This is a genomic window from Pseudomonas sp. R2-37-08W, from assembly GCF_003851705.1.
In the GTDB taxonomy this organism is placed as follows: Bacteria; Pseudomonadota; Gammaproteobacteria; order Pseudomonadales; family Pseudomonadaceae; genus Aquipseudomonas.
Genome location: NZ_CP027728.1, coordinates 3,791,382 through 3,812,274 on the forward strand (window position 1 = coordinate 3,791,382; position 20,893 = coordinate 3,812,274).

At 61.8% G+C, this 20,893-nt stretch carries 16 protein-coding genes; 2 read left to right on the forward strand and 14 right to left on the reverse strand.

Annotated features, from left to right (window positions below; translation table 11 throughout):
• Positions 1 to 108: 108 nt before the first annotated feature.
• The 12 genes from C4J93_RS17485 to leuC form a co-directional block, all read right to left on the reverse strand.
• Positions 109 to 768, reverse strand: coding sequence for an SPOR domain-containing protein (locus C4J93_RS17485; RefSeq protein WP_124430049.1), 660 nt, complete (start codon positions 766 to 768; stop codon positions 109 to 111).
• Positions 752 to 2,059 (reverse strand): bifunctional tetrahydrofolate synthase/dihydrofolate synthase, encoded by a 1,308-nt coding sequence (gene folC / locus C4J93_RS17490; RefSeq protein ID WP_124430050.1) that lies wholly within the window; start codon positions 2,057 to 2,059, stop codon positions 752 to 754. Before folC ends, C4J93_RS17485 begins: the two co-directional genes overlap by 17 nt.
• On the reverse strand, positions 2,056 to 2,976 hold the full coding sequence (accD, locus tag C4J93_RS17495) for an acetyl-CoA carboxylase, carboxyltransferase subunit beta (RefSeq protein ID WP_005789754.1): 921 nt from the start codon (positions 2,974 to 2,976) through the stop codon (positions 2,056 to 2,058). The genes folC and accD overlap by 4 nt, the downstream gene beginning before the upstream one ends.
• Positions 2,977 to 3,221: 245 nt before the next feature.
• Positions 3,222 to 3,854 (reverse strand): phosphoribosylanthranilate isomerase, encoded by a 633-nt coding sequence (locus C4J93_RS17500; protein ID WP_124430051.1) that lies wholly within the window; start codon positions 3,852 to 3,854, stop codon positions 3,222 to 3,224.
• Positions 3,855 to 3,918: 64 nt separating this feature from the next.
• Positions 3,919 to 4,743, reverse strand: coding sequence for a tRNA pseudouridine(38-40) synthase TruA (truA, locus tag C4J93_RS17505; RefSeq protein ID WP_124416044.1), 825 nt, complete (start codon positions 4,741 to 4,743; stop codon positions 3,919 to 3,921).
• 168 nt (positions 4,744 to 4,911) lie between these two features.
• Positions 4,912 to 7,437 carry a FimV/HubP family polar landmark protein gene (locus C4J93_RS17510; protein WP_124430052.1) on the reverse strand — a complete coding sequence of 842 codons (2,526 nt, stop codon included), beginning with the start codon at positions 7,435 to 7,437 and terminating at the stop codon, positions 4,912 to 4,914.
• Between the two features lie 161 nt (positions 7,438 to 7,598).
• Complete coding sequence (locus C4J93_RS17515) at positions 7,599 to 8,609, reverse strand: aspartate-semialdehyde dehydrogenase (RefSeq protein ID WP_124407704.1); 1,011 nt, start codon at positions 8,607 to 8,609, stop codon at positions 7,599 to 7,601.
• Between the two features lie 256 nt (positions 8,610 to 8,865).
• Entirely contained in the window at positions 8,866 to 9,978 is a 1,113-nt protein-coding gene (gene asd / locus C4J93_RS17520) for an aspartate-semialdehyde dehydrogenase (protein ID WP_124363600.1), read from the reverse strand.
• Positions 9,979 to 10,042: 64 nt separating this feature from the next.
• Positions 10,043 to 11,125, reverse strand: coding sequence for a 3-isopropylmalate dehydrogenase (gene leuB, locus C4J93_RS17525; RefSeq protein WP_124430053.1), 1,083 nt, complete (start codon positions 11,123 to 11,125; stop codon positions 10,043 to 10,045).
• A gap of 53 nt (positions 11,126 to 11,178) precedes the next feature.
• On the reverse strand, positions 11,179 to 11,943 hold the full coding sequence (locus C4J93_RS17530) for a class I SAM-dependent methyltransferase (protein WP_124430054.1): 765 nt from the start codon (positions 11,941 to 11,943) through the stop codon (positions 11,179 to 11,181).
• Positions 11,944 to 12,065: 122 nt separating this feature from the next.
• Entirely contained in the window at positions 12,066 to 12,707 is a 642-nt protein-coding gene (gene leuD, locus C4J93_RS17535) for a 3-isopropylmalate dehydratase small subunit (protein WP_124371258.1), read from the reverse strand.
• Positions 12,708 to 12,718: 11 nt separating this feature from the next.
• Positions 12,719 to 14,137 carry a 3-isopropylmalate dehydratase large subunit gene (leuC, locus tag C4J93_RS17540; RefSeq protein ID WP_124430055.1) on the reverse strand — a complete coding sequence of 473 codons (1,419 nt, stop codon included), beginning with the start codon at positions 14,135 to 14,137 and terminating at the stop codon, positions 12,719 to 12,721.
• Between the two features lie 140 nt (positions 14,138 to 14,277).
• Here leuC and C4J93_RS17545 point away from each other — a divergent pair, with 140 nt between their 5' ends.
• Together C4J93_RS17545 and C4J93_RS17550 are read left to right on the forward strand one after the other, a co-directional pair.
• Positions 14,278 to 15,168: a LysR family transcriptional regulator gene (locus C4J93_RS17545; protein WP_124430056.1), complete on the forward strand. Its 891-nt coding sequence runs from the start codon at positions 14,278 to 14,280 to the stop codon at positions 15,166 to 15,168.
• A gap of 65 nt (positions 15,169 to 15,233) precedes the next feature.
• Positions 15,234 to 18,512 carry a PAS domain S-box protein gene (locus tag C4J93_RS17550; RefSeq protein WP_124430057.1) on the forward strand — a complete coding sequence of 1,093 codons (3,279 nt, stop codon included), beginning with the start codon at positions 15,234 to 15,236 and terminating at the stop codon, positions 18,510 to 18,512.
• 65 nt (positions 18,513 to 18,577) lie between these two features.
• Here the strand turns inward: C4J93_RS17550 and C4J93_RS17555 are convergent, their stop codons facing one another.
• Together C4J93_RS17555 and C4J93_RS17560 are read right to left on the reverse strand one after the other, a co-directional pair.
• Entirely contained in the window at positions 18,578 to 19,534 is a 957-nt protein-coding gene (locus C4J93_RS17555; protein ID WP_164485266.1) for a hypothetical protein, read from the reverse strand.
• Positions 19,535 to 19,619: 85 nt separating this feature from the next.
• Positions 19,620 to 20,732 (reverse strand): hypothetical protein, encoded by a 1,113-nt coding sequence (locus tag C4J93_RS17560; protein WP_124430058.1) that lies wholly within the window; start codon positions 20,730 to 20,732, stop codon positions 19,620 to 19,622.
• Between the last annotated feature and the right edge of the window lie 161 nt (positions 20,733 to 20,893).

Below are 20,893 nucleotides of genomic sequence, written 5' to 3' on the forward strand. Positions count from 1 at the left end.
AGGGGGCTCGCCCCCGATGGCGGTGGTTCAGTGCCAGATGTACTGGCTGACCCACCGCTATCGGGGGCAAGCCCCTCCCACACTCGACTGCATTTTCAAGTTTCGGAATCAGCCGCGCTCAGGCTGGAAGCGGGTTACGAAACCTTTCAGGTTCTGCTGACGGTCCAGCAGATCCCGCAGGCGGTCGGCTTCGGCGCGCTCGATCAGCGGCCCGATAAACACGCGGTTCTTGCCGTCGGCGCTACGGATGTAGGCGTTGTAACCCTGGGCGCGCAGCTTTTTCTGCAAGGCGTCGGCGCCTTCGCGGTTGCCCAGGCTGGCCACTTGGATCGACCAGCTGATCGGCAGACCATTCGGGTCGATACGGCTCTGCCCCACGTCCGGCTTGCCCGGCGCGGCAGGCTGTGGCGCTACCGGTTTGGGCGCAGGCGCTGGCGTCGCCGGCTTGGCGGCAACAGCCGCAGCGGGTGCCGGCTTGACCACCGGCACGCTTGGCTGCACCGGCATGGACGGCGCCTGTTGCGCGGCGACCTCTTCGTCGCTCGGCACCGGCTCTTCTTCAGGCAGCGCCTGGGGCTCAGGCACCACCACCGGTTCAACCTGGACCTGAGGCACCACCGGTGCCTGGGGCGCAGCGGGCGCGTCAACCACCACCTGGCGCTGCTCGTCCTGACGGGAAAACAGCATCGGCAAGAAAATCACCGCCAACGCCACCAACACCAGGGCTCCGACCATTCGCTGCTTGTATGCGCTATCCAGTAATGCCATGTGCAGCTTCCTCCGTGGAGCGCCGGGCCAGCCATTCGAGCGCCTCGGCAACACAATAAAATGATCCGAACAACAGAATCTCGTCCTCGGCCGTCGCTACCGCACACTGCGCCTCGAGGGCCGCGGTGATGCTTGCATACGACGTCACCGACGCACCAAGGTTCTGCAAGGCAGTTTCCAGCTCAACTGCCGGACGGCTACGTGGCGTATCCAGCGGCGCAACGGCCCAGGACTGAACCCCGCTCAGCAGCGGCGCAAGCACGCCGTCGAGATCCTTGTCGGCCAGCAGGCCAAACACCGCCAGGCGGCGGCCGGACGGCGGCGTGCGCGCCAAGCGCTGCGCCAGATAGTCAGCGGCGTGAGGGTTATGGCCCACATCCAGCAGCAGGTTCAGGCGCTTGCCCTGCCACTCCACGGCACGTCGATCCAGGCGACCTACTATGCGCGTTGCCAGCAGGGTTGCGGCTATTTGCCCGGCACTCCACGGCAGATCCAGTAACAGATAGGCTTGCAGCGCCAGCGCGGCATTTTCCATGGGCAGGTTCAGCAGCGGCAAATCGCGCAACGTTACCGGCTGGCCCCGCGCATCGCGCCCGGACCATTGCCAATGCTGATCGCCGATCTCCAGATTGAAGTCGCGCCCCCGTAGGAAGAACGGGCAGTCGAGCTCACGCACCTTGTCCAGCAAGGGTTGCGGAGGGTCAAGATCGCCGCACAAGGCAGGTTTGCCCTGGCGAAAGATCCCGGCCTTTTCGTATGCCACGGATTCGCGGGTGTCACCCAGGTAATCGACATGGTCGACGCCGATGCTGGTGACCAGCGCCATGTCCGCATCCACCACGTTGACCGTGTCCAGACGCCCGCCAAGGCCCACTTCCAAGACGACGACATCGAGTTGCGCACGCTCGAACAGCCACAACGCCGCCAGGGTGCCCATCTCGAAATAAGTCAGGGAAATCTCGCCACGCCCTGCATCGAGGGCGGCGAAGGCTTCGCAGAGCTGCTCGTCGGTCGCTTCGCGGCCATTGAGCTGCACCCGCTCGTTGTAACGCAGCAGGTGCGGCGAGCTGTAGACGCCGACGTTCAGCCCTTGGGCTTGCAGCAGCGCCGCGACAAAGGCACAGGTGGAGCCTTTGCCGTTGGTGCCGGTGACCGTGATCACACGCGGTGCCGGCCGCCCCAACCCAAGGCGGGCCGCTACCTGTTGCGAGCGCTCCAGGCCCATGTCGATGGCGGACGGATGCAACTGCTCAAGGTAGGCGAGCCATTCGCCGAGGGTACGTTGGGTCATAGGTTTGCTGGCACCGGTGGCACGACGATCGGCTCGACCTTGGGCGCGACGTAGACAGGCGTCGGCAGGCCCATCATTTGCGCCAGCAGGTTACCCAGGCGTGGGCGCAGCTCACCGCGCGGGATGATCAGGTCGATGGCGCCGTGTTCCAGCAGGAACTCGCTGCGCTGGAAACCTTCCGGCAGTTTCTCACGCACGGTCTGCTCGATGACGCGTGGGCCGGCAAAGCCGATCAGGGCTTTTGGCTCACCGACGATCACATCGCCGAGCATCGCCAGGCTGGCGGAAACACCGCCGTAGACCGGGTCGGTCAGTACCGAGATGAACGGAATGCCTTCTTCGCGCAGACGCGCCAGTACCGCCGAGGTCTTGGCCATTTGCATCAGGGAAATCAGCGCTTCCTGCATACGCGCGCCACCGGAGGCGGCGAAGCAGATCATCGGGCAGCGGTTTTCCAGGGCATAGTTGGCGGCGCGCACGAAACGCTCGCCGACGATGGCACCCATGGAGCCGCCCATGAAGGAGAACTCGAACGCCGAAACCACCACAGGCATGCCCAGCAGCTTGCCGCTGACGGAGATCAGCGCGTCTTTCTCGCCGGTCTGCTTCTGCGCACCGACCAGACGGTCTTTGTACTTCTTGCTGTCGCGGAACTTGAGGCGGTCGACCGGCTCCAGGTCAGCGCCCAGCTCGTTGCGGCCGTCGGCGTCGAGGAAGATGTCGATACGGGCGCGTGCGCCAATACGCATGTGGTGGTTGCACTTGGGGCAAACGTCCAAGGTCTTTTCCAGCTCCGGGCGGTACAGCACCGCGTCGCAGGATGGGCACTTGTGCCACAGACCTTCAGGAACCGAGCTTTTCTTCACCTCGGAACGCATGATCGAAGGGATCAGTTTGTCTACTAACCAGTTGCTCATGCTTTCTTTCTCCAGTACCGGTGGCTTGAACACAGCCCCGCGTATGCCCTTGAGCTAAATTCATATGTGGCGATGAGGCCGGCGGGACGGGGTCAGAGGTTCGACCAGCCATTTCCCGCCTGCATCCTCAGCCTTCCAGACAACCTGCCAGCGCAGGGTTGCCACTTCGTTTCCGGGCCTCCCGCAGGCGGCGCCGGTGCTGTTTTACACAGTGGTAGTTATGGACGGCGGCAGACTGCCAGCCGTCACATCGCACCGCTGCTGTTGCGCACGGCCTGCAGGAATGCGCGAATCTTGTGGTGATCCTTGATGCCCTTGCCCTGCTCCACCCCGCCGCTGACATCTACCGCATACGGCCGGACCTGCTCGATGGCCGCGCCGACATTCATCGGGTTGAGCCCACCGGCGAGGATGAGCGGCTTGCTCAAGCCCGCCGGGATCAGCGACCAGTCGAAGGCTTCTCCGGTACCGCCGGGAACACCTTCGACGTAGGTGTCCAGCAGAATCCCGCGCGCGCCCGCATAGGCGGCACAGGCGGCGGCGATGTCATCGCCGGCCTTGACGCGCAACGCCTTGATATAGGGGCGCTGATAACTGTCGCATTCGTCCGGGGTTTCGTCGCCATGAAACTGCAGCATGTCCAGCGGCACGGCATCCAGGGTTTCATTGAGTTCACAACGGCTGGCGTTAACGAACAAACCCACGGTGGTCACGAACGGTGGCAGTGCGGCGATGATGGCCCGCGCCTGCAACACATTCACCGCCCGCGGGCTCTTGGCATAAAACACCAGGCCAATGGCATCCGCCCCCGCCTCGACCGCCGCCAACGCGTCTTCGATGCGGGTAATCCCGCAAATCTTGCTGCGAACGGCTGACATATCGTAGAAACCTCAGGGATTGAACCGAGAAAGTCCCGGATGGTAACAAAAGCTTTTCCAGGCGTCAGCCGCCAAGTTCACTGAAACCTGTGAGGAAGTGTGGCCCGATAAAACGCTGCGGCAGCTCGAACTCGTCGCGGTACTCCACATCCACCAGATACAGGCCGAACGGATGCGCCGTAACCCCACCGGTACGGCGGATGCGGCTTTGCAGCACTTCCCTGGCCCATTCCACCGGGCGCTCACCGGTGCCGATGGTCATCAGTACGCCTGCAATGTTGCGCACCATATGATGCAGGAACGCCCCGGCACGGATATCCAGCACGATCATCTTGCCATGCCGGGTCACGCGCAGATGGTGGACTTCCTTGATCGGCGACTTGGCCTGGCATTGGCCGGCACGGAACGCGCTGAAATCATGTACACCCACCAGATGCTGCGCAGCCTCGGCCATGCGCTCGGCATCCAGCGGGCGGTGGTTCCAGGTGATTTCCTGATTCAGGTGCGCCGGGCGGATCTGATCGTTGTAGATCACGTAGCGGTAGCGTCGGGCGATGGCCTTGAAGCGCGCATGAAAATGCGCCGGCATCACCTTGGCCCAGGTGACGCTGACGTCATGGGGCAGATTGATATTGGCGCCCATCACCCACGCCTTCATCGAGCGTTCGGCCTGGGTGTCGAAGTGCACCACCTGGCCGCAGGCATGCACGCCGGCGTCGGTACGCCCGGCACACATCAGCGATACCGGCGAGTCAGCGACTTTCGACAAAGCGTTTTCCAGGGTTTCCTGCACCGTCAGCACACCGGAGGCCTGGCGCTGCCAGCCGCGATAGCGCGAGCCTTTGTATTCCACGCCGAGGGCGATGCGATGAAAGCCTGCGGCCGCCATTTCGGCGGCCGCGTTATCTATATTTGCCAAGAACTGAGAGCCTGATGAGTTGCGCGAAGACGGGGATTATAAAGGCGCCGGCTGCGCGACGGGCGCTTTTGTTGGGGGGACGCCGCGCCAATGGTGGCAGGGAGCAAGCCCTTCCCCCCATTGGGCGCATATCAGCCGTCAGATTCGGCCGAGCATTTCCTTGGCTTCGCCGCGCTGGGTCTCATTGCCCTCGGTCAGCACTTCGGAAAGGATGTCCTTGGCGCCATCGGCGTCGCCCATGTCGATATAAGCCTGGGCCAGGTCCAGCTTGGTGGCGACTTCATCGGAGCCCGACAGGAAATCGAACTCGGGCTCGTCGTCACCGAGCGCTGCATCTTCAGCTGTGAATGACGGCTCGATGGAGGGATGCTCCAGGCTCTGGGACAGACGGTCCAATTCAGCATTGACGTCGTCCAGCTCCGAAGCGAAGGCATCCGGCTTGGCCGTCGATTCGGGCTCGTCCGCCAGGGAGAGGTCGAAATCTTCCGGCAAGTCGAAGTCGTCCAGTGCTGCCGGGGTCAAGGTCGGCGGCTCGGCGGCCGGTACGTCCTTCATCTGTTCTTCGAGCCCGGACAGGAAGTCGTCATCGGACTGCGCGGACGCTGGCGCATCCAATTGCAGATCCAGGTCGAAGTCCGACAGGTCATCTGCGCTGGCGTTGGCTGCGGTCTGCTGCTCAAGAAGCGCCTCGAATGACTGATCGTCCTTGACCTCCGCCGGCGATGCCGCCTCCAGGTCGTCCAGGCTCAGGTCGAAATCGGTATCCAGAGGCTCTGGCTGCGGCGCAGCCGGCTTGTCTTCCAGCAGGTCCTTGACGTACTGGGCGTCCAGGGCGGCGGCGGCCACTGCTGCGCTCACACCTGCTGCCAACACCGCCATGGCCGGGAAGCGACCTTTGAGCTGCTCGACCTGGGCGTGGTTTTCACCCGTGGCCACCAGCTGACGCTCCTGGCTGACAAACCCGTTCTTGTCATTCTGCAGGCCGTAGACTTCCATCAGCTTCAAACGCAGGTCACTGCGCTTGGGCTCCTGCTTGATCGCTTGCTCAAGCACATCCGCCGCCTGGTTCAGGTGGCCCCGGTCGATATGGGACTGGGCTTGGGAGAGCGCGTCGCTGGAAGTCGGGGCGACGGCAGCCGCCAGCGGTGCCAGCACGGAGGCGACGGTGGGCACAGCAGGCTCAGCCACCGGAGCGGGCGCAGGCGCAGGTGCCCGCGTGACGCTCGGCGGCGGCACTTCCAGGCCTTCGAAACTGTCGGGCGGCAGGTCGCGATCGATATTCGACGTGAACTCCGGCTCTTCAGCCAGCGCACGCGCCATGCGCAGGTGCTTTTCTTCTTCAAGACGGGCGTTGCGATGGCGCACCCACAGCAGCAGGAGCAGCAAGGCCAGAATCACGGCCGCGCCACCGAGCACACCGAGCACCACAGGGTTGGTCAGGAGCTCATTGAATTTGCCTTCGGTGGTTGCAGGCGCGGCAACCGGTTTGGTCGGCTCGGGAGCAGGGGTCGCTACCGGGGCTGCCGGGGCTGGCGCCGGTTCATCGGCCAACTGCGCAGGCGCTGCCGCCGCTGCTACCGCTGCGGGCACAGCCGCATCGCCCTTCTCGGCCTGCAGACGGGCCAACTGATCATTCTTCAGTTGAATCAGCTTTTGCAGCTTGTCCAACTGGCTTTGCAGATCTGCCGCGCGGCTTTTGAGCTCTTCATTGTCACGACGGGTGGTATCCAACTGTTCTTGGGTCATCGCCAGCTTGTCGCTCAACGCGCGGCTATCACCGGCCTTGCCTGCAGCACCTTTTTTGGCGGACTCGGCCGACACCAGGCTCAAGTTGTCCTTGGCGCTGGTGCTCGACGGTGCATTGCCAGTCTCGGTGCGCTTGGTAGCATCCAGCTGGGCCTTACCCGCCACTTGCTGGGCGGCGGTGCGCCGGCCCTGACGCCAGGCAGCGTTCTGCGCCGTCACTTCGGCGATCGCTTGCGGTTGCCCCAGCGCGGTGCTTTGCACAGTGTCCGGCAGGCGCAGCACCTGACCGGTTTTCAGGCGGTTGATGTTGCCGTTAATAAACGCATCCGGGTTGAGCGCCTGAATGGCCAGCATCGTTTGCTGCACAGAGCCACCATTGCGGTTTTTCTCGGCAATTTCCCACAAAGTATCGCGAGCAGTGGTGGTATGTTGCGCTGGCTTGCTGACGGCGGTCGCGGTACTGGCCGGCGCACTCAAGCGCGGCGCTGGCGCACTGGCAGCCGGTGTGGATTGGTCGAATTTGGCGGGATCGAGCAGCACGCTGTAGTCACGCATGAGTCGGCCGTTCGGCCACTGCACCTGCAACAGGAAGCGCACATAGGAATCAGGCAACGGTTTGCTGGAGGTGACACGCACCACGCTGCGGCCGTTGGGATTGACCACCGGAGTGAAGGTGAGGTCGTCGAGAAAGGCCTGGCGATCGACACCGGCATCGACGAACGCCTGGGACGAGGCCAGGCTCGGGGTGATCTCGGACGCCGTAAGGCCGCCGACGTCGAGCAACTCGATTTCCACCGACAGCGGCTGGTTCAACTTCGACTTGAGGGTCATCTCCCCGAGTTGCAGCGCCTGCGCCATACCGGAGGACAGCGCCGAGGCGGCCGCTATTGCTAACACCAGTTTGCGAACTTGAACCATAGCCTCATCCTTTGTCTGAACACTCCCCGGCTTTCGAGAAGGTTGGTAACCGCTGCCATAAGGCATGGCGAGCCGATAGGTCACCGACGCGCTTGTGTTCCGCTTTTGGCCAAGCATAGCGCTTGGTGAGAATCAATCTACAAATTGGCGCCAAGTATCTTTTACGCAAGGTCTTTTATCAACAACCGCGCCAGCTGCACGGCATTGAGCGCAGCGCCTTTGCGTACGTTATCTGACGTCAGCCACACATTTAGTTCCGCCGGGTCGTCCACACCTGCGCGGACCCGTCCTACATAAACAACGTCCTGCCCCACCGCATCGCCTACTGCCGTTGGGTAATCGCCCGCCTCGACCAGCTCGATACCCGGCGCCGCATCGAGTACACGGTTCACCTCAGCTAGATCGGCCGGCGCCCCCAACTGCAGCGACACAGTCAGGCTATCGCCAAAAAACACCGGGGCTTGAACGCAGGTTGCGGAAATCTTCAGCAAAGGAGTTTCCAGCACGGCCCGCAGTTCATGTACGAGACGTTTCTCCAGGGCTGTGTGACCTTGGGCGTCTGGCGTGCCGACTTGTGCCAGCAGGTTGAAGGCCACTTGCCGGTCAAAGAAGGTCGGCTCCAACGGGCGTACATTCAACAGCTCGGCCGTCTGGCGGGCCAACTCGCTGACGGCCTCGCGGCCCAGGGCCGACACGGCCAGGTTGGCGGTGACGCTCACGCGCTGGATATCCAGCAGACCGCGCAACGGCGCCAGCAGCACCGCCAGGTTGGTGGCGGACGGGCTCGGGCTAGCGATTTGAAAGGGTTTTTTCAAGCCCTTGAGCACATGAGCGTTGGCTTCCGGCACCACGGGCGGCGCCTGTTCGGCAGGCAATGCGCCAGACAGGTCGATCACCGAGCAACCGGCGGCGATGGCACGTGGGGCGAAGCTCAGGGTCACCGCCGGGCCGGCCGCGAAAAAGGCCAACTGCGCCTTGCTGAAGTCGAATTCATCGACTTCCTTGACCCGCACGTTCTTGCCCCGGAACGGTACCGATGCACCGGCGGAGTTGTTGCCGGCCAGCAAATACAGGGTGCCTACCGGGAAGTCCAGCTCTTCGAGAATCTGCACCAGGGTTTCGCCAACGGTACCGGTGGCGCCGATCACGGCGATTTCAAAGGTCTGGGTCATGGGGCTGCCTCGGGCATTGCGGGGGGAGCGGCACTTTACCGGGTGGTTGGGGGTGAGGCAATTAGCCTGGGGGTTTGTGGTGTGGCTGAGGGCCCCATCGGGAGCAAGCCCCCTCCCACACTTGAATGTGTTCACAGGTCAACATGTGGGAGGGGCGGTGCGACGATTCGACTTGCCCCCGATAGCGTCCGAAAGAACAATAAAAAAACCCCGCGCCTGTCACCAGAACGCGGGGCTCTTCAAAGCCTGCAAGCGATCAACGCTCCAGCAGAATCCGCAGCATGCGACGCAGCGGCTCAGCCGCGCCCCACAACAGCTGGTCGCCCACGGTGAACGCGCCGAGGAACTGGCTGCCCATGTTCAGCTTGCGCAGGCGGCCCACCGGTACATTCAGGGTGCCGGTGACCTTGGTTGGGCTCAGCTCCTGCATGCTGATCTCACGGTTGTTCGGCACCAGCTTGACCCAGGGGTTGTGCTGGCTGATCAGCCCTTCGATATCGGCGATCGGCACGTCTTTGTTCAGTTTGATGGTCAACGCCTGGCTATGGCAACGCATGGCGCCAATGCGTACGCAGATGCCGTCCACCGGAATCGGGTTCTTGAAGCGCCCGAGGATCTTGTTGGTCTCGGCCTGGGCCTTCCACTCTTCGCGGCTCTGGCCGTTCGGCAGTTCCTTGTCGATCCACGGGATCAGGCTACCGGCCAACGGCACGCCGAAGTTTTCGGTCGGATAGGCGTCGCTGCGCATGGCTTCGGCCACGCGGCGGTCGATATCGAGGATCGCACTGGCCGGGTCGGCCAATTGATCGGCCACCGCCGCGTGGGTTGCGCCCATCTGCTTGATCAGCTCGCGCATGTTCTGCGCACCGGCGCCGGAGGCCGCCTGGTAGGTCATGGCGCTCATCCACTCGACCAGGCCGGCTTCGAACAAGCCACCCAGGCCCATCAGCATCAGGCTGACGGTGCAATTGCCGCCGACGTAGTTCCGAGTGCCGGCATCCAGTTGCTGGTCGATAACCTTGCGGTTGACCGGGTCGAGGATGATCACTGCATCGTCCTGCATGCGCAGGCTCGACGCGGCGTCGATCCAGTAGCCCTGCCAGCCGGCTTCGCGTAGCTTGGGGAAGACTTCGCTGGTGTAGTCGCCGCCCTGGCACGTCAGGATCACATCGAGGGTCTTCAGCTCTTCAATGCTATAGGCGTCTTTGAGCGGGGCAATATCCTTGCCCACGGACGGCCCTTGGCCACCTACGTTCGAAGTGGTGAAAAACACCGGCTCGATAAGATCGAAATCCTGCTCTTCCAGCATCCGCTGCATGAGCACGGAACCGACCATACCGCGCCAACCGATCAGACCTACACGTTTCATCGCAACTACACCTTGTTAAAAAGTGGGCCGCCTTGCAGCGATAACTGCAAGCGGGCCCGAGAGATTACAGATTCCGCAGCGCGGCGACTACAGCGTCGCCCATTTCTTGCGTGCCAACCTTGGTGCAACCCTGCGACCAGATGTCGCCGGTGCGCAAACCCTGGTCGAGCACCAGGCTCACGGCTTTCTCGATCGCGTCGGCCGCGTCAACCAGGTTGAAGCTGTAACGCAGCATCATCGACACCGACAAAATGGTCGCCAGCGGGTTGGCGATACCTTGGCCGGCAATGTCCGGCGCTGAGCCGTGGCAAGGCTCGTACATGCCTTTGTTGTTGGTATCCAGGGACGCCGACGGCAGCATGCCGATGGAACCGGTGAGCATCGAGGCCTGGTCGGACAGGATGTCGCCGAACAGGTTGTCGGTGACGATCACGTCGAACTGCTTCGGCGCACGTACCAGTTGCATGGCGGCGTTGTCGACGTACATGTGGCTCAGTTCGACGTCCGGGTAGTCCTTGGCGACTTCTTCAACGATTTCCCGCCACAGTTGGCTGGAGGCCAATACGTTGGCCTTGTCCACCGAGCAGACCTTCTTGCCGCGCACGCGGGCCAAGTCGAAACCGACGCGGGCGATACGGCGAATTTCGCTCTCGCTGTACGGCAGGGTGTCATAGGCCTGGCGCTCGCCGTTCGCAAGTTCGCGCACCCCGCGTGGCGAGCCGAAATAGATACCGCCAGTCAGCTCACGCACGATCAGGATGTCCAGGCCGGCGACCACTTCCGGCTTGAGGCTCGACGCCTCGGCCAACTGCGGGTAAAGAATCGCCGGGCGCAGGTTACCGAACAGGCCCAGTTGCGCGCGGATTTTCAACAGGCCGCGCTCAGGGCGGATATCACGCTCGATCTTGTCCCACTTCGGCCCACCCACGGCGCCCAGCAGCACGGCGTCGGCGGCGCGGGCGCGCTCCAGGGTCTCGTCGGCCAGGGGCACGCCGTGCTTATCGATGGCCGCGCCGCCGATCACGTCGTGGCTCAGCTCGAAGCCCAGGCTGTACTTGCTGTTGGCGAGTTCCAGGACCTTGACCGCTTCGGCCATGATTTCCGGACCGATACCGTCGCCAGGGAGAATCAGAATCTGCTTGCTCATGGGTTCCTCATTTCATCGAGCGACCTGCCCTTGGGCAGGTCGGGAAAAATCAATCAGCGTTCGGCCCACACCACCAGCACGTCGGTGCTGAAAGTGCCGTCGGCTTGAATTTCGTAATAATCGCGCACTTCCTGGCCCATCGCCTGTTGCAACTCCAGGATCGCCGCGCGCAAGGCCGGCGGGGTGCGCATGCGCTCGACCCACGAGGTGTATTCCAGACGCAGGCGTTGGCGGCTGCTGTTGCGTACATGCAAACCGGCTTCGCTGAGCTGGCGCATCCACTCGGCGGCAGAATAATCGCGCACATGGCTGGTGTCGCGCAGCACTTCAACGGTTTGCAGGTAAGTGTCCAGCAGCGGGCTGCCCGGTGACAACACATCCACGAACGCTGCTACGCCACCGGGTTTGAGCACCCGACGCACTTCGCGCAGGGCCAGGCCGAGGTCGCTCCAATGGTGGGCGGAGTAGCGGCTGAACACGAAGTCGAATTCGCCATCGGCAAACGGCAGGCGTTCAGCCGCGCCGTTAACCGTGCTGATATTGGTCAAACCGCGATCTTGCGCAGCGGCGGCGACCACATCAAGCATCTGCTGGGACAGGTCGTAGGCCACCACTTCCTTGACCAGCGGGGCCACCTGGAAACTCACATGCCCGGCACCGCAGCCCAAGTCCAGCAGTCGCGCCGCGCCCTGCCCGGCCAGTTCGGCCTGGAGCAGTGCGAATTCGGTGCCTTGGGCGTGCACGGCACTGCTCAGGTAGGCAGAGGCTTGCTCGCCGAATTGTTTTTGCACAACTTGGGTATGGGCGGTGCTGGTCATGGGCTTTCCTTGGGTTTTGTGGTGTTGACACTGGCCTCATCGGGGGCAAGCCCCCTCCCACATTTGGAATGCGTACACCTGTGGGAGGGGGCTTGCCCCCGATAGCGGCGATCCTGCCTACATCAATCGCGAAACAACCAGGGCTGGCTAGCCCGATGCTTTGCTTCAAACGCTGCAATCGCGTCGCCGTCCTGCAAAGTCAGGCCGATATCATCCAGGCCATTGATCAGGCAGTGCTTGCGGAAGGCATCCACCTCGAAGTGGTACACCTTGCCGTCCGGGCGGGTCACGGTCTGCGCGGCCAGGTCCACGGTCAGTTGGTAGCCCACATTGGCTTCCACTTGCTGGAACAGCTCATCCACTTCGGCGTCGCTCAAGATGATCGGCAGCAAGCCGTTCTTGAAGCTGTTGTTGAAGAAGATGTCGGCGTAGCTCGGCGCGATGATGCTGCGAAAGCCATATTCTTCCAGGGCCCACGGCGCGTGTTCACGGCTGGAGCCGCAACCGAAGTTTTCCCGGGCCAGCAACACGCTGGCGCCCTGGTATCGCTCGGCGTTGAGCACGAAATCCTTGTTCAGCGGGCGCTTGGAGTTGTCCTGGTAGGCGTAGCCCACGTCCAGGTAGCGCCATTCGTCGAACAGGTTGGGGCCAAACCCGGTGCGCTTGATCGACTTCAAGAACTGCTTGGGGATGATCTGGTCGGTGTCCACGTTGGCACGGTCCAACGGCGCTACCAGACCGGTATGCTGGGTAAAAGCTCTCATCGGGTTTTCCTTTAGATCAATTCGCGAACGTCGATGAAACGACCGTTGACGGCAGCGGCGGCAGCCATGGCCGGGCTGACCAGGTGAGTACGGCCACCGGCGCCCTGACGCCCTTCGAAGTTACGGTTGGAGGTCGATGCGCAATGCTCGCCGGATTCCAACCGGTCCGGGTTCATCGCCAGGCACATGGAGCAGCCCGGCTCACGCCATTCGAAACCGGCTTCGAGGAAGATCTTGTCCAGGCCCTCGGCTTCGGCCTGGGCTTTGACCAGCCCCGAGCCTGGCACCACGATGGCTTGCTTGATGGTCGAGGCCACTTTGCGGCCTTTGGCGATCACGGCGGCAGCGCGCAGGTCTTCGATCCGCGAGTTGGTGCAGGAGCCGATGAACACGCGATCCAGCTGGATATCGGTAATCGCCTGGTTGGCCTTCAGGCCCATGTACTTGAGGGCGCGCTCGATGGAGCCGCGCTTGACCAGGTCGGGTTCCTGGGCCGGGTCCGGCACGTTCTGGTCGACGGCCAGCACCATTTCCGGTGATGTGCCCCAGCTGACTTGCGGTTTGATCTGGGTTGCGTCGAGCTCGACCACGGTGTCGAACACCGCATCGGCGTCGGACACCAGGTCTTTCCAGGCGTGCATCGCTGCGTCCCAATCGGCGCCTTTCGGTGCGAATGGGCGACCCTTGACGTATTCGATGGTTTTTTCGTCCGCCGCCACCATGCCCACGCGGGCACCGGCTTCGATGGACATGTTGCAGATGGTCATGCGGCCTTCGATGGACAGGTCACGAATGGCGCTGCCGGCGAACTCGATGGCATGCCCGTTACCGCCGGCGGTGCCGATCTTGCCGATCACCGCCAGCACGACGTCCTTGGCGGTCACGCCGAACGGCAACTGGCCTTCGACGCGTACCAGCATGTTCTTCATTTTCTTGGCCACCAGGCACTGGGTGGCGAACACATGCTCCACCTCGGACGTGCCGATGCCATGGGCCAGGGCACCAAAGGCACCGTGGGTCGAGGTGTGCGAGTCACCGCACACCACCGTCATGCCCGGCAAGGTCGCGCCCTGCTCCGGGCCGATCACGTGGACGATACCTTGACGCACGTCATTCATCTTGAATTCGGTGATGCCATATTCGTCGCAATAGTCGTCGAGGGTCTGCACCTGCAAGCGCGACACAGTATCGACAATGGCGTCGATCCCGCCCTTGCGCTCCGGGGTGGTCGGCACGTTGTGGTCCGGCGTGGCGATGATGGAGTCGACGCGCCATGGCTTGCGCCCGGCCAGCCGCAGGCCTTCGAACGCTTGGGGCGAGGTCACTTCATGGATGATGTGACGGTCGATGTAGATCAGCGACGACCCATCATCGCGCCGTTTCACTTCATGGGAATCCCAAAGCTTGTCGTAAAGCGTTTTGCCGGCCATCAGTCGGTCCTCATCAGCGGTGTTTCTATGCGCCGGGCTTTTCTATAACCCTTTGGCTTGTGAGGCTGATGGTATGGCGCTAGATTAAATAACTCAAATTCATATTTTTCATGCTTTGGATTACCAACTGGAATACCACCATGGACCTGGCCAACCTCAACGCCTTTATCGCTATCGCCGAGACCGGCAGCTTCTCCGGCGCCGGTGAGCGCCTGTACCTGACCCAACCGGCCATCAGCAAACGCATCGCCGGCCTGGAGCAACAATTGAAAGTGCGCCTGTTCGATCGCCTGGGCCGTGAAGTGGGCCTGACCGAAGCCGGGCGAGCTTTGCTGCCGCGTGCTTATCAGATCCTGAATGTGCTGGACGACACCCGCCGCGCCCTGACCAACCTCACTGGAGAAGTCAGCGGGCGCCTCACGCTGGCGACCAGCCACCATATCGGCCTGCATCGCCTACCGCCGGTCCTGCGTACCTTCACTCGGCAGTACCCGAACGTGGCGCTGGATATTCAATTCCTCGATTCAGAAGTGGCCTACGAAGAAATCCTCCACGGTCGCGCCGAAGTGGCAGTGATCACCCTGGCGCCCGAGCCGCACAACCTGGTGCGCGCGACGCCGGTATGGGACGACCCGCTGGATTTCGTGGTGGCCCCCGAACACAGCCTGATCAGCAAAGGCTCCGTCAGCCTGGCCGATATCGCCGGGCACCCTGCGGTGTTTCCCGGAGGGAACACCTTTACCCACCATATTGTCAGCCGTCTATTCGAGGCCCAGGGGCTGACGCCGAACATCGCCATGAGCACCAACTACCTGGAGACGATCAAAATGATGGTGTCCATCGGCCTGGCCTGGAGCGTGTTGCCACGCACCATGCTCGACGCCCAGGTGGCAAGTATCGCTTTGCCGGGCATACAGCTCAGTCGCCAGCTAGGCTATATCGTGCACACCGAAAGGACGCTGTCGAACGCTGCGCGGGCTTTCATGAGCCTATTGGATGCACAGGTCGATCTGCCAGGGATACCGGCATGACATTGTGCGGCCTCGGGTTTCAGGTAAACCGCGCTGTCTTCCATCGAGCCAAGGCCCTTTGAATAATGCCCAACCCCGTTGATTCCGTGCCACCGCTGCCCCGCATCCACGCCCTGGACCCTCAAGAGGCGGAACAACGCTGGGACAGCGCCCCGCAACTGCTGTCGGCGCTCAATGCCGCGCGGCTGGGCGCGTGGTGCTGGGAAATCGAAACGGGGAACATCAGCTGGTCGCGAGGCACTCAGGCATTGTTTGGCTACGACCCGCGCCAGCCGCTGCCCAACGACCTCAATTACCTCGACCTGCTGGCGCAGGAAGACCGTGCTCGCGTAGTGCGCGCGTTTCATGCGGTGCTGGCCGGCGAACCGGTCGAACAGGCCATGCATCACCGCATCCAGTGGCCCGATGGCAGCCAGCACTGGCTGGAAATCAATGGCAGCCTGGTGCCGGACAAAAACGGCAGGCGCCGGATGATCGGGGTGATCCGCGAGATCACTCACCAGCGCGAGCGGGAACAGGCGCTCAGCCACTCTGAAAAGCGCTTCGCCACGCTCTTCCACCTGTGCCCGAACATGGTGCTGCTGACGCGTCAGGCCGACGGCCTGATCAGCGAGGCCAACCAGCATTTCGAGATGCTGTTCGGCTGGCCGGTGGCTCAAGCCATCGGCCGCACCACTCTGGAGCTGGGCCTGTGGCGTCATCCGGAGCAGCGTGCACACCTGGTCAAGGCCACCCAGCGCAAAGGTGAATCCATCACCATGGAAGTGCAGTTCTGCGCCAGCAACGGGCAGATCCACGATGGCACGCTCAGCGCGCAAAAGGTCGAACTGGACGGCGAGGCCTATCTGATCAGCACTTTCCTCGACACCACCGAGCGCAAAAACGCCGAGCAAGCGCTGAAAGACAGTCAGGAACGCCTGGATCTGGCGCTGGACTCGGCACAGTTGGGCACCTGGGACTGGCACATTCCCACCGGCATGCTCTACGGCTCGGCCCGCGCCGCCCAACTCCACGGCCTGCCGTGCGAACCCTTCCACGAATCCTTCGATGCATTTTTTGAAGGCATGTCCGATGCGGACCGCGAGGGCATGCGCCATGCCTACCGCAACCTGCGTGAAGGCCCGGGCGACAATTACCAGCTGACCTATCGCGTGCCGGTCGAGGACGGCAGCTCGCGCTATCTGGAAAGCCGCGCACGCCTGTATCGCGATGAATCCGGCAAGCCCCTGCGCATGGCCGGGACCTTGCTCGATATCACCGATCAGGTGGAGCGCGAACAACGCCTGAGCGCTTCCGAGGAGAAATTCGCCAGCCTGTTCCAGGCCAGCCCCGATCCAATCTGCGTCACCTGCCTGGATAGCGGCGCGTTTATCGAGATCAACCCGGCGTTCACCCAGACCTTTGGCTGGACCGCCGCCGAAGTGTTCGACAAAAGCGCCGAGCAGATCGGCTTGTGGGATGAGTCGAGCAAGCGCCTGCAACGCATCGAGCGGGTGATTCGCGAGCAGTCATTGAGCAATGTGGCCATCGTGGTGCATGCCAAGAACGGCCAGAGCCTGACCTGCGTGATTTCCAGCCGCCTGGTCAAGGTCAATGAGCAGCCGTGTATCGTCACCACCCTGCGCGACATCACCCAGCAGCAACGCTCGGAGGCGGCCCTCAAGGCCAGTGAAGAGAAGTTCGCCAAGGCCTTCCATTCCAGCCCCGACGCCATATCGATCACCGAGCGCGACACCGGTCGATATGTGGAGGTCAATGACGGGTTTTGCCGCCTGACCGGCTATCGCGCCGAAGAAGCCATCGGCCTCACCCTGTACCAGATTGGCATCTGGGCCGATGAAAACCAGCGTACCGCGCTGTTGGCCGAGCTGCAGATCAAGGGGCGCATCCATCATCTGGAAATGCTTTGGCACAACAAACTGGGCGACGTGCTGGCGGTGGAGGTGTCGGTCGAGCCGATTACCCTGAATGAAACGCCGTGCCTGCTACTGACCGCACGTGACGTGAGCCTGCTGAAAAACGCCCAGGCCCAGATCCGCCACCTGGCCTATCACGACCCGCTGACCAATCTGCCCAACCGTGCGCTGCTGATGGACCGCCTGAGCCAGCAGATCGCCCTGCTCAAGCGCCATAACCTGAGGGGCGCCTTGCTGTTTCTCGACCTCGACCATTTCAAGCATATCAACGACTCCCTCGGCCACCCGGTGGGCGACACCGTACTGAAAATCGTCACCGCACGCCTGGAAGCCAGCGTGCGCATGGAAGATACGGTGGCGCGCCTGGGCGGTGATGAGTTCGTGGTGCTGCTCAGCGGCCTGGAGGGCTCACGCACGCAAGTCAGCGGCCAGGTGCAGGAACTGGCCGATACCCTGCGCGAATTGCTCTCTGAGCCGATGTTTCTCGACGGCCACCGCCTGCAAGTAACGCCAAGCATCGGCGTGGCGTTGATCCCCGACCATGGCACCACGCCCGCCGATTTGCTCAAGCGCGCCGACATCGCCCTGTACCGCGCCAAGGATTCCGGGCGCAACACCATTCAGATGTTCCACAACAGCATGCAGAAAACCGCCAGCGAGCGCCTGCGCATGGAAACCGACCTGCGCCTGGCCTTGTCACGCGGCGAATTCAGTGTGCATTACCAGCCCCAGGTGGATGCGCGCGGCAACAAGATTGTCGGCGCCGAGGCTCTGGTGCGCTGGCAGCATCCCCAACTGGGTGCGCAGTCGCCGGCCGAATTTATCAAGGTGCTGGAAGACAGCGGCTTGATCCTGGAAGTGGGCACCTGGATCCTCGACGAAGCGTGCAGCGCATTTGCGCAGTTGATTGCCGACGGCCTGGTGGACCCGCTGAATTTCAGCCTGTGCGTGAATATCAGCCCCCGGCAGTTTCGCCAGAACGACTTTGTGGAACGGGTCGAACGCAGCCTCACGCTGCACCAACTGCCCTACAGTTTGCTGAAGCTGGAAATCACTGAAGGCATCGTGATCCAGAACCTGGACGATACGGTGTTGAAAATGCGTCGCCTGAAAAAACTCGGCATCAGCTTTGCGATGGATGACTTTGGTACGGGCTACTCATCCCTGACCTACCTCAAGCGCCTGCCGGTGGATGCGTTGAAAATCGACCAGTCGTTCGTGCGCGACGCGACGCACGATCCCAATGACGCTGAAATCATCCGCGCCATTGTCGCCATGGCCCGCAGCTTGAATCTGGAGGTGATCGCCGAAGGCGTGGAAACTACGGAGCAACTGGCGTTCCTGCAAAAGCTCGGCTGTCATTTGTACCAGGGGTATTTGCATAGTCGGCCATTGCCGATAGAGGGGTTCAGGCAGTTGTTGAAATAGATGTTTTTGAAACCCAGCATTGAAACAAATGCAGCCTGGGTTATCCCTGCCCAGGTGCATCACGGTCACATCAGTGCGACGGCATGACCATGCGTCGGGACTCGTCCCTGTTTCCCCCATAACTCCTCGCGGCCGTTGATGACGGCCACCGAATGCCCGGTCCGGTTGCACATGCCTATCTGCCCTTGGGCAAGCTCACGTACCGACACTCTTTTCATGTGGCCTTTCAACCCAAGGCGTAGAAAGCCTTCTCCCGGACCGCTCTCATCCTCTCCATCGTTCAGACTGCGGATCGCGGCCTGAAAACTGCGACCGGCCGTACGATCGTTGTTTTCCATCTGCGCACGCTTGGCGCTGACGGCGAACAGAAACTGCGCATCCTTCAGCATGCCGGTGTCGGGCCCGCTGAACTTGGCGCCCCGGGCGCCCTCCGCCAGCTCGCGGTCGGTCAATGTGAGCCGAAAGCCATCACGCATGAACACCTGATAACCGTCGTTCGTCCTGGTCACCTCCTTGAAAATATCCGTGGGGCTTTGACCGAATCGATACATCGCAGCCTTGATCGCCGACACTGTTACACAATTGCCATCCGGGCCTTGGCGGAAGCCACTCCAGATATTGTCCGGCTTCGCACCGCCGCGCTTGGTCGACAAACCCGGAATGTTCGCTGCGGCATCAGGCTTGGGTAATACCGGTTGGGGCGTTACCTGCGGAACAATAGGCGGGGGTAAAGGATTAGTGTCAGGAACATGCTTGTCTTTTTTATCAGCTACGAGAGCGAGCAGCTGAGTAAAGAATGAATTAAAGAAAGCCATGACTGCATTGACCAATGGCAAGTCAATCCCGACATTTGGCAAACTTTGCGATCTATCACCATATGCCATGACAGGCATTGTGCTGACCGACTCGCGACCGACATTGGGTCTGATCGTAGTCTCATTACTTGCAGTGAGTGCATCGATTGACAGGGACGGCCTTACATCAATGACCCGAGCAATATTATTAATTGGAAAGAGTGACATAGAGTTCTCCACACAGGCATCTCCTCGAAACTAACTTTCGAAAAGATGCCTGCACTTGTAAAGGATTGAAACGCGACAGCTATCGTTAGAACCTGGAACTTAGCCGATGATTAAAGCGTCCATGCCTGCCAGCGTCGACAGGACCTGGACTGGTCAGATCCGGGGCAGGAGTGTCGGGCAAAGGCGTCGGTTTTGTATCCGGCAACACCTGGGGTTGAGGCTTGATATCCATCGGCACGTTCGGCCTCGGGATATTGCCCGGAAGCACCGCTGGCTGGGGCTGGGCGTCTGGCAGTATGGGTGGCTGAGGCCGCGTATCCGTGGAAACCCTCGGTGTCGGCAGTCGGTCCGGCGACACCTTTCCATCCGGGCAGTGGCAATGATTAAGGACCACATTCACCTGAACGTTTGTCTTGGGGTCATTGTTCACGCTTATCTCGGGCTTGGGCACCGTTGGCGGAAATGGCGAGGGGCGCGGCTTATTTCCGTCGGGCACGATGACCGAAACATCAGCAGGTTGCGGCAGCACTCGCACCGTGGCGGCGTCCGGTTTTACCAGCTCCTTGCGGCCATCCGGCACCACCGGCAGCGTGCCTGCGTCCGGCTTGACCAGCTCCTTGCGGGCATCCGGCAGCACCGGCAACTTGCCTGCGTCCGGCTTGACCAACTCCTTGCGGGCATCCGGCAGCACCGGCAACTTGCCTGCGTCCGGCTTGACCAGCTCCTTGGGGGCATCCGGCAGCACCGGCAACTTGCCTGCATCCGGCTTGATCAGCTCCTTGGGGGCATCCGGCAGCACCGGCAACTTGCCTGCATCCGGCTTGACCAGCTCCTTGCGGGTGTCCGGCAGCACCGGCAACTTGCCTGCATCCGGCTTGACGAGCTCCTTGCGGGTGTCCGGCGCAACCGGTTGTTTGTCCGGATCGGGCTTAATCGTAGTCTTGCCTGAAAATATGTCGCGCATGGTCCTGAAGATACCTTCCAGCATATCGAACAGTTGCCGCAAAGCAGTCTCGGGGGTCAGCGCCGTATTGCGCAAACTTTGAGTATCGTCAAGACGCAATGACGTCTGCAGCACTGTTGCGCCAGGGGTCTGAGCGTTCGGCCTTACAATAAGCTTATTGTTCGAAACTGTTGGCTGATCAAGGCCAGATGTATCGCCCCTTACCAAAGGCGGAGTGTGAATCGACATAGACATTCGCGAGTTCCTTTATTCCATACAACCTGACCGGTTAATGGCCAGAGGGAGTGATAGTTTTAAGACTGAATAACCACAGCGCTGTTTCGCAGTCCCCCCATTCGTGGGGAGTTAGGCTATCGAGTTCCGAAATTCGCAGTTCATATAAGGAAACCAAAGCG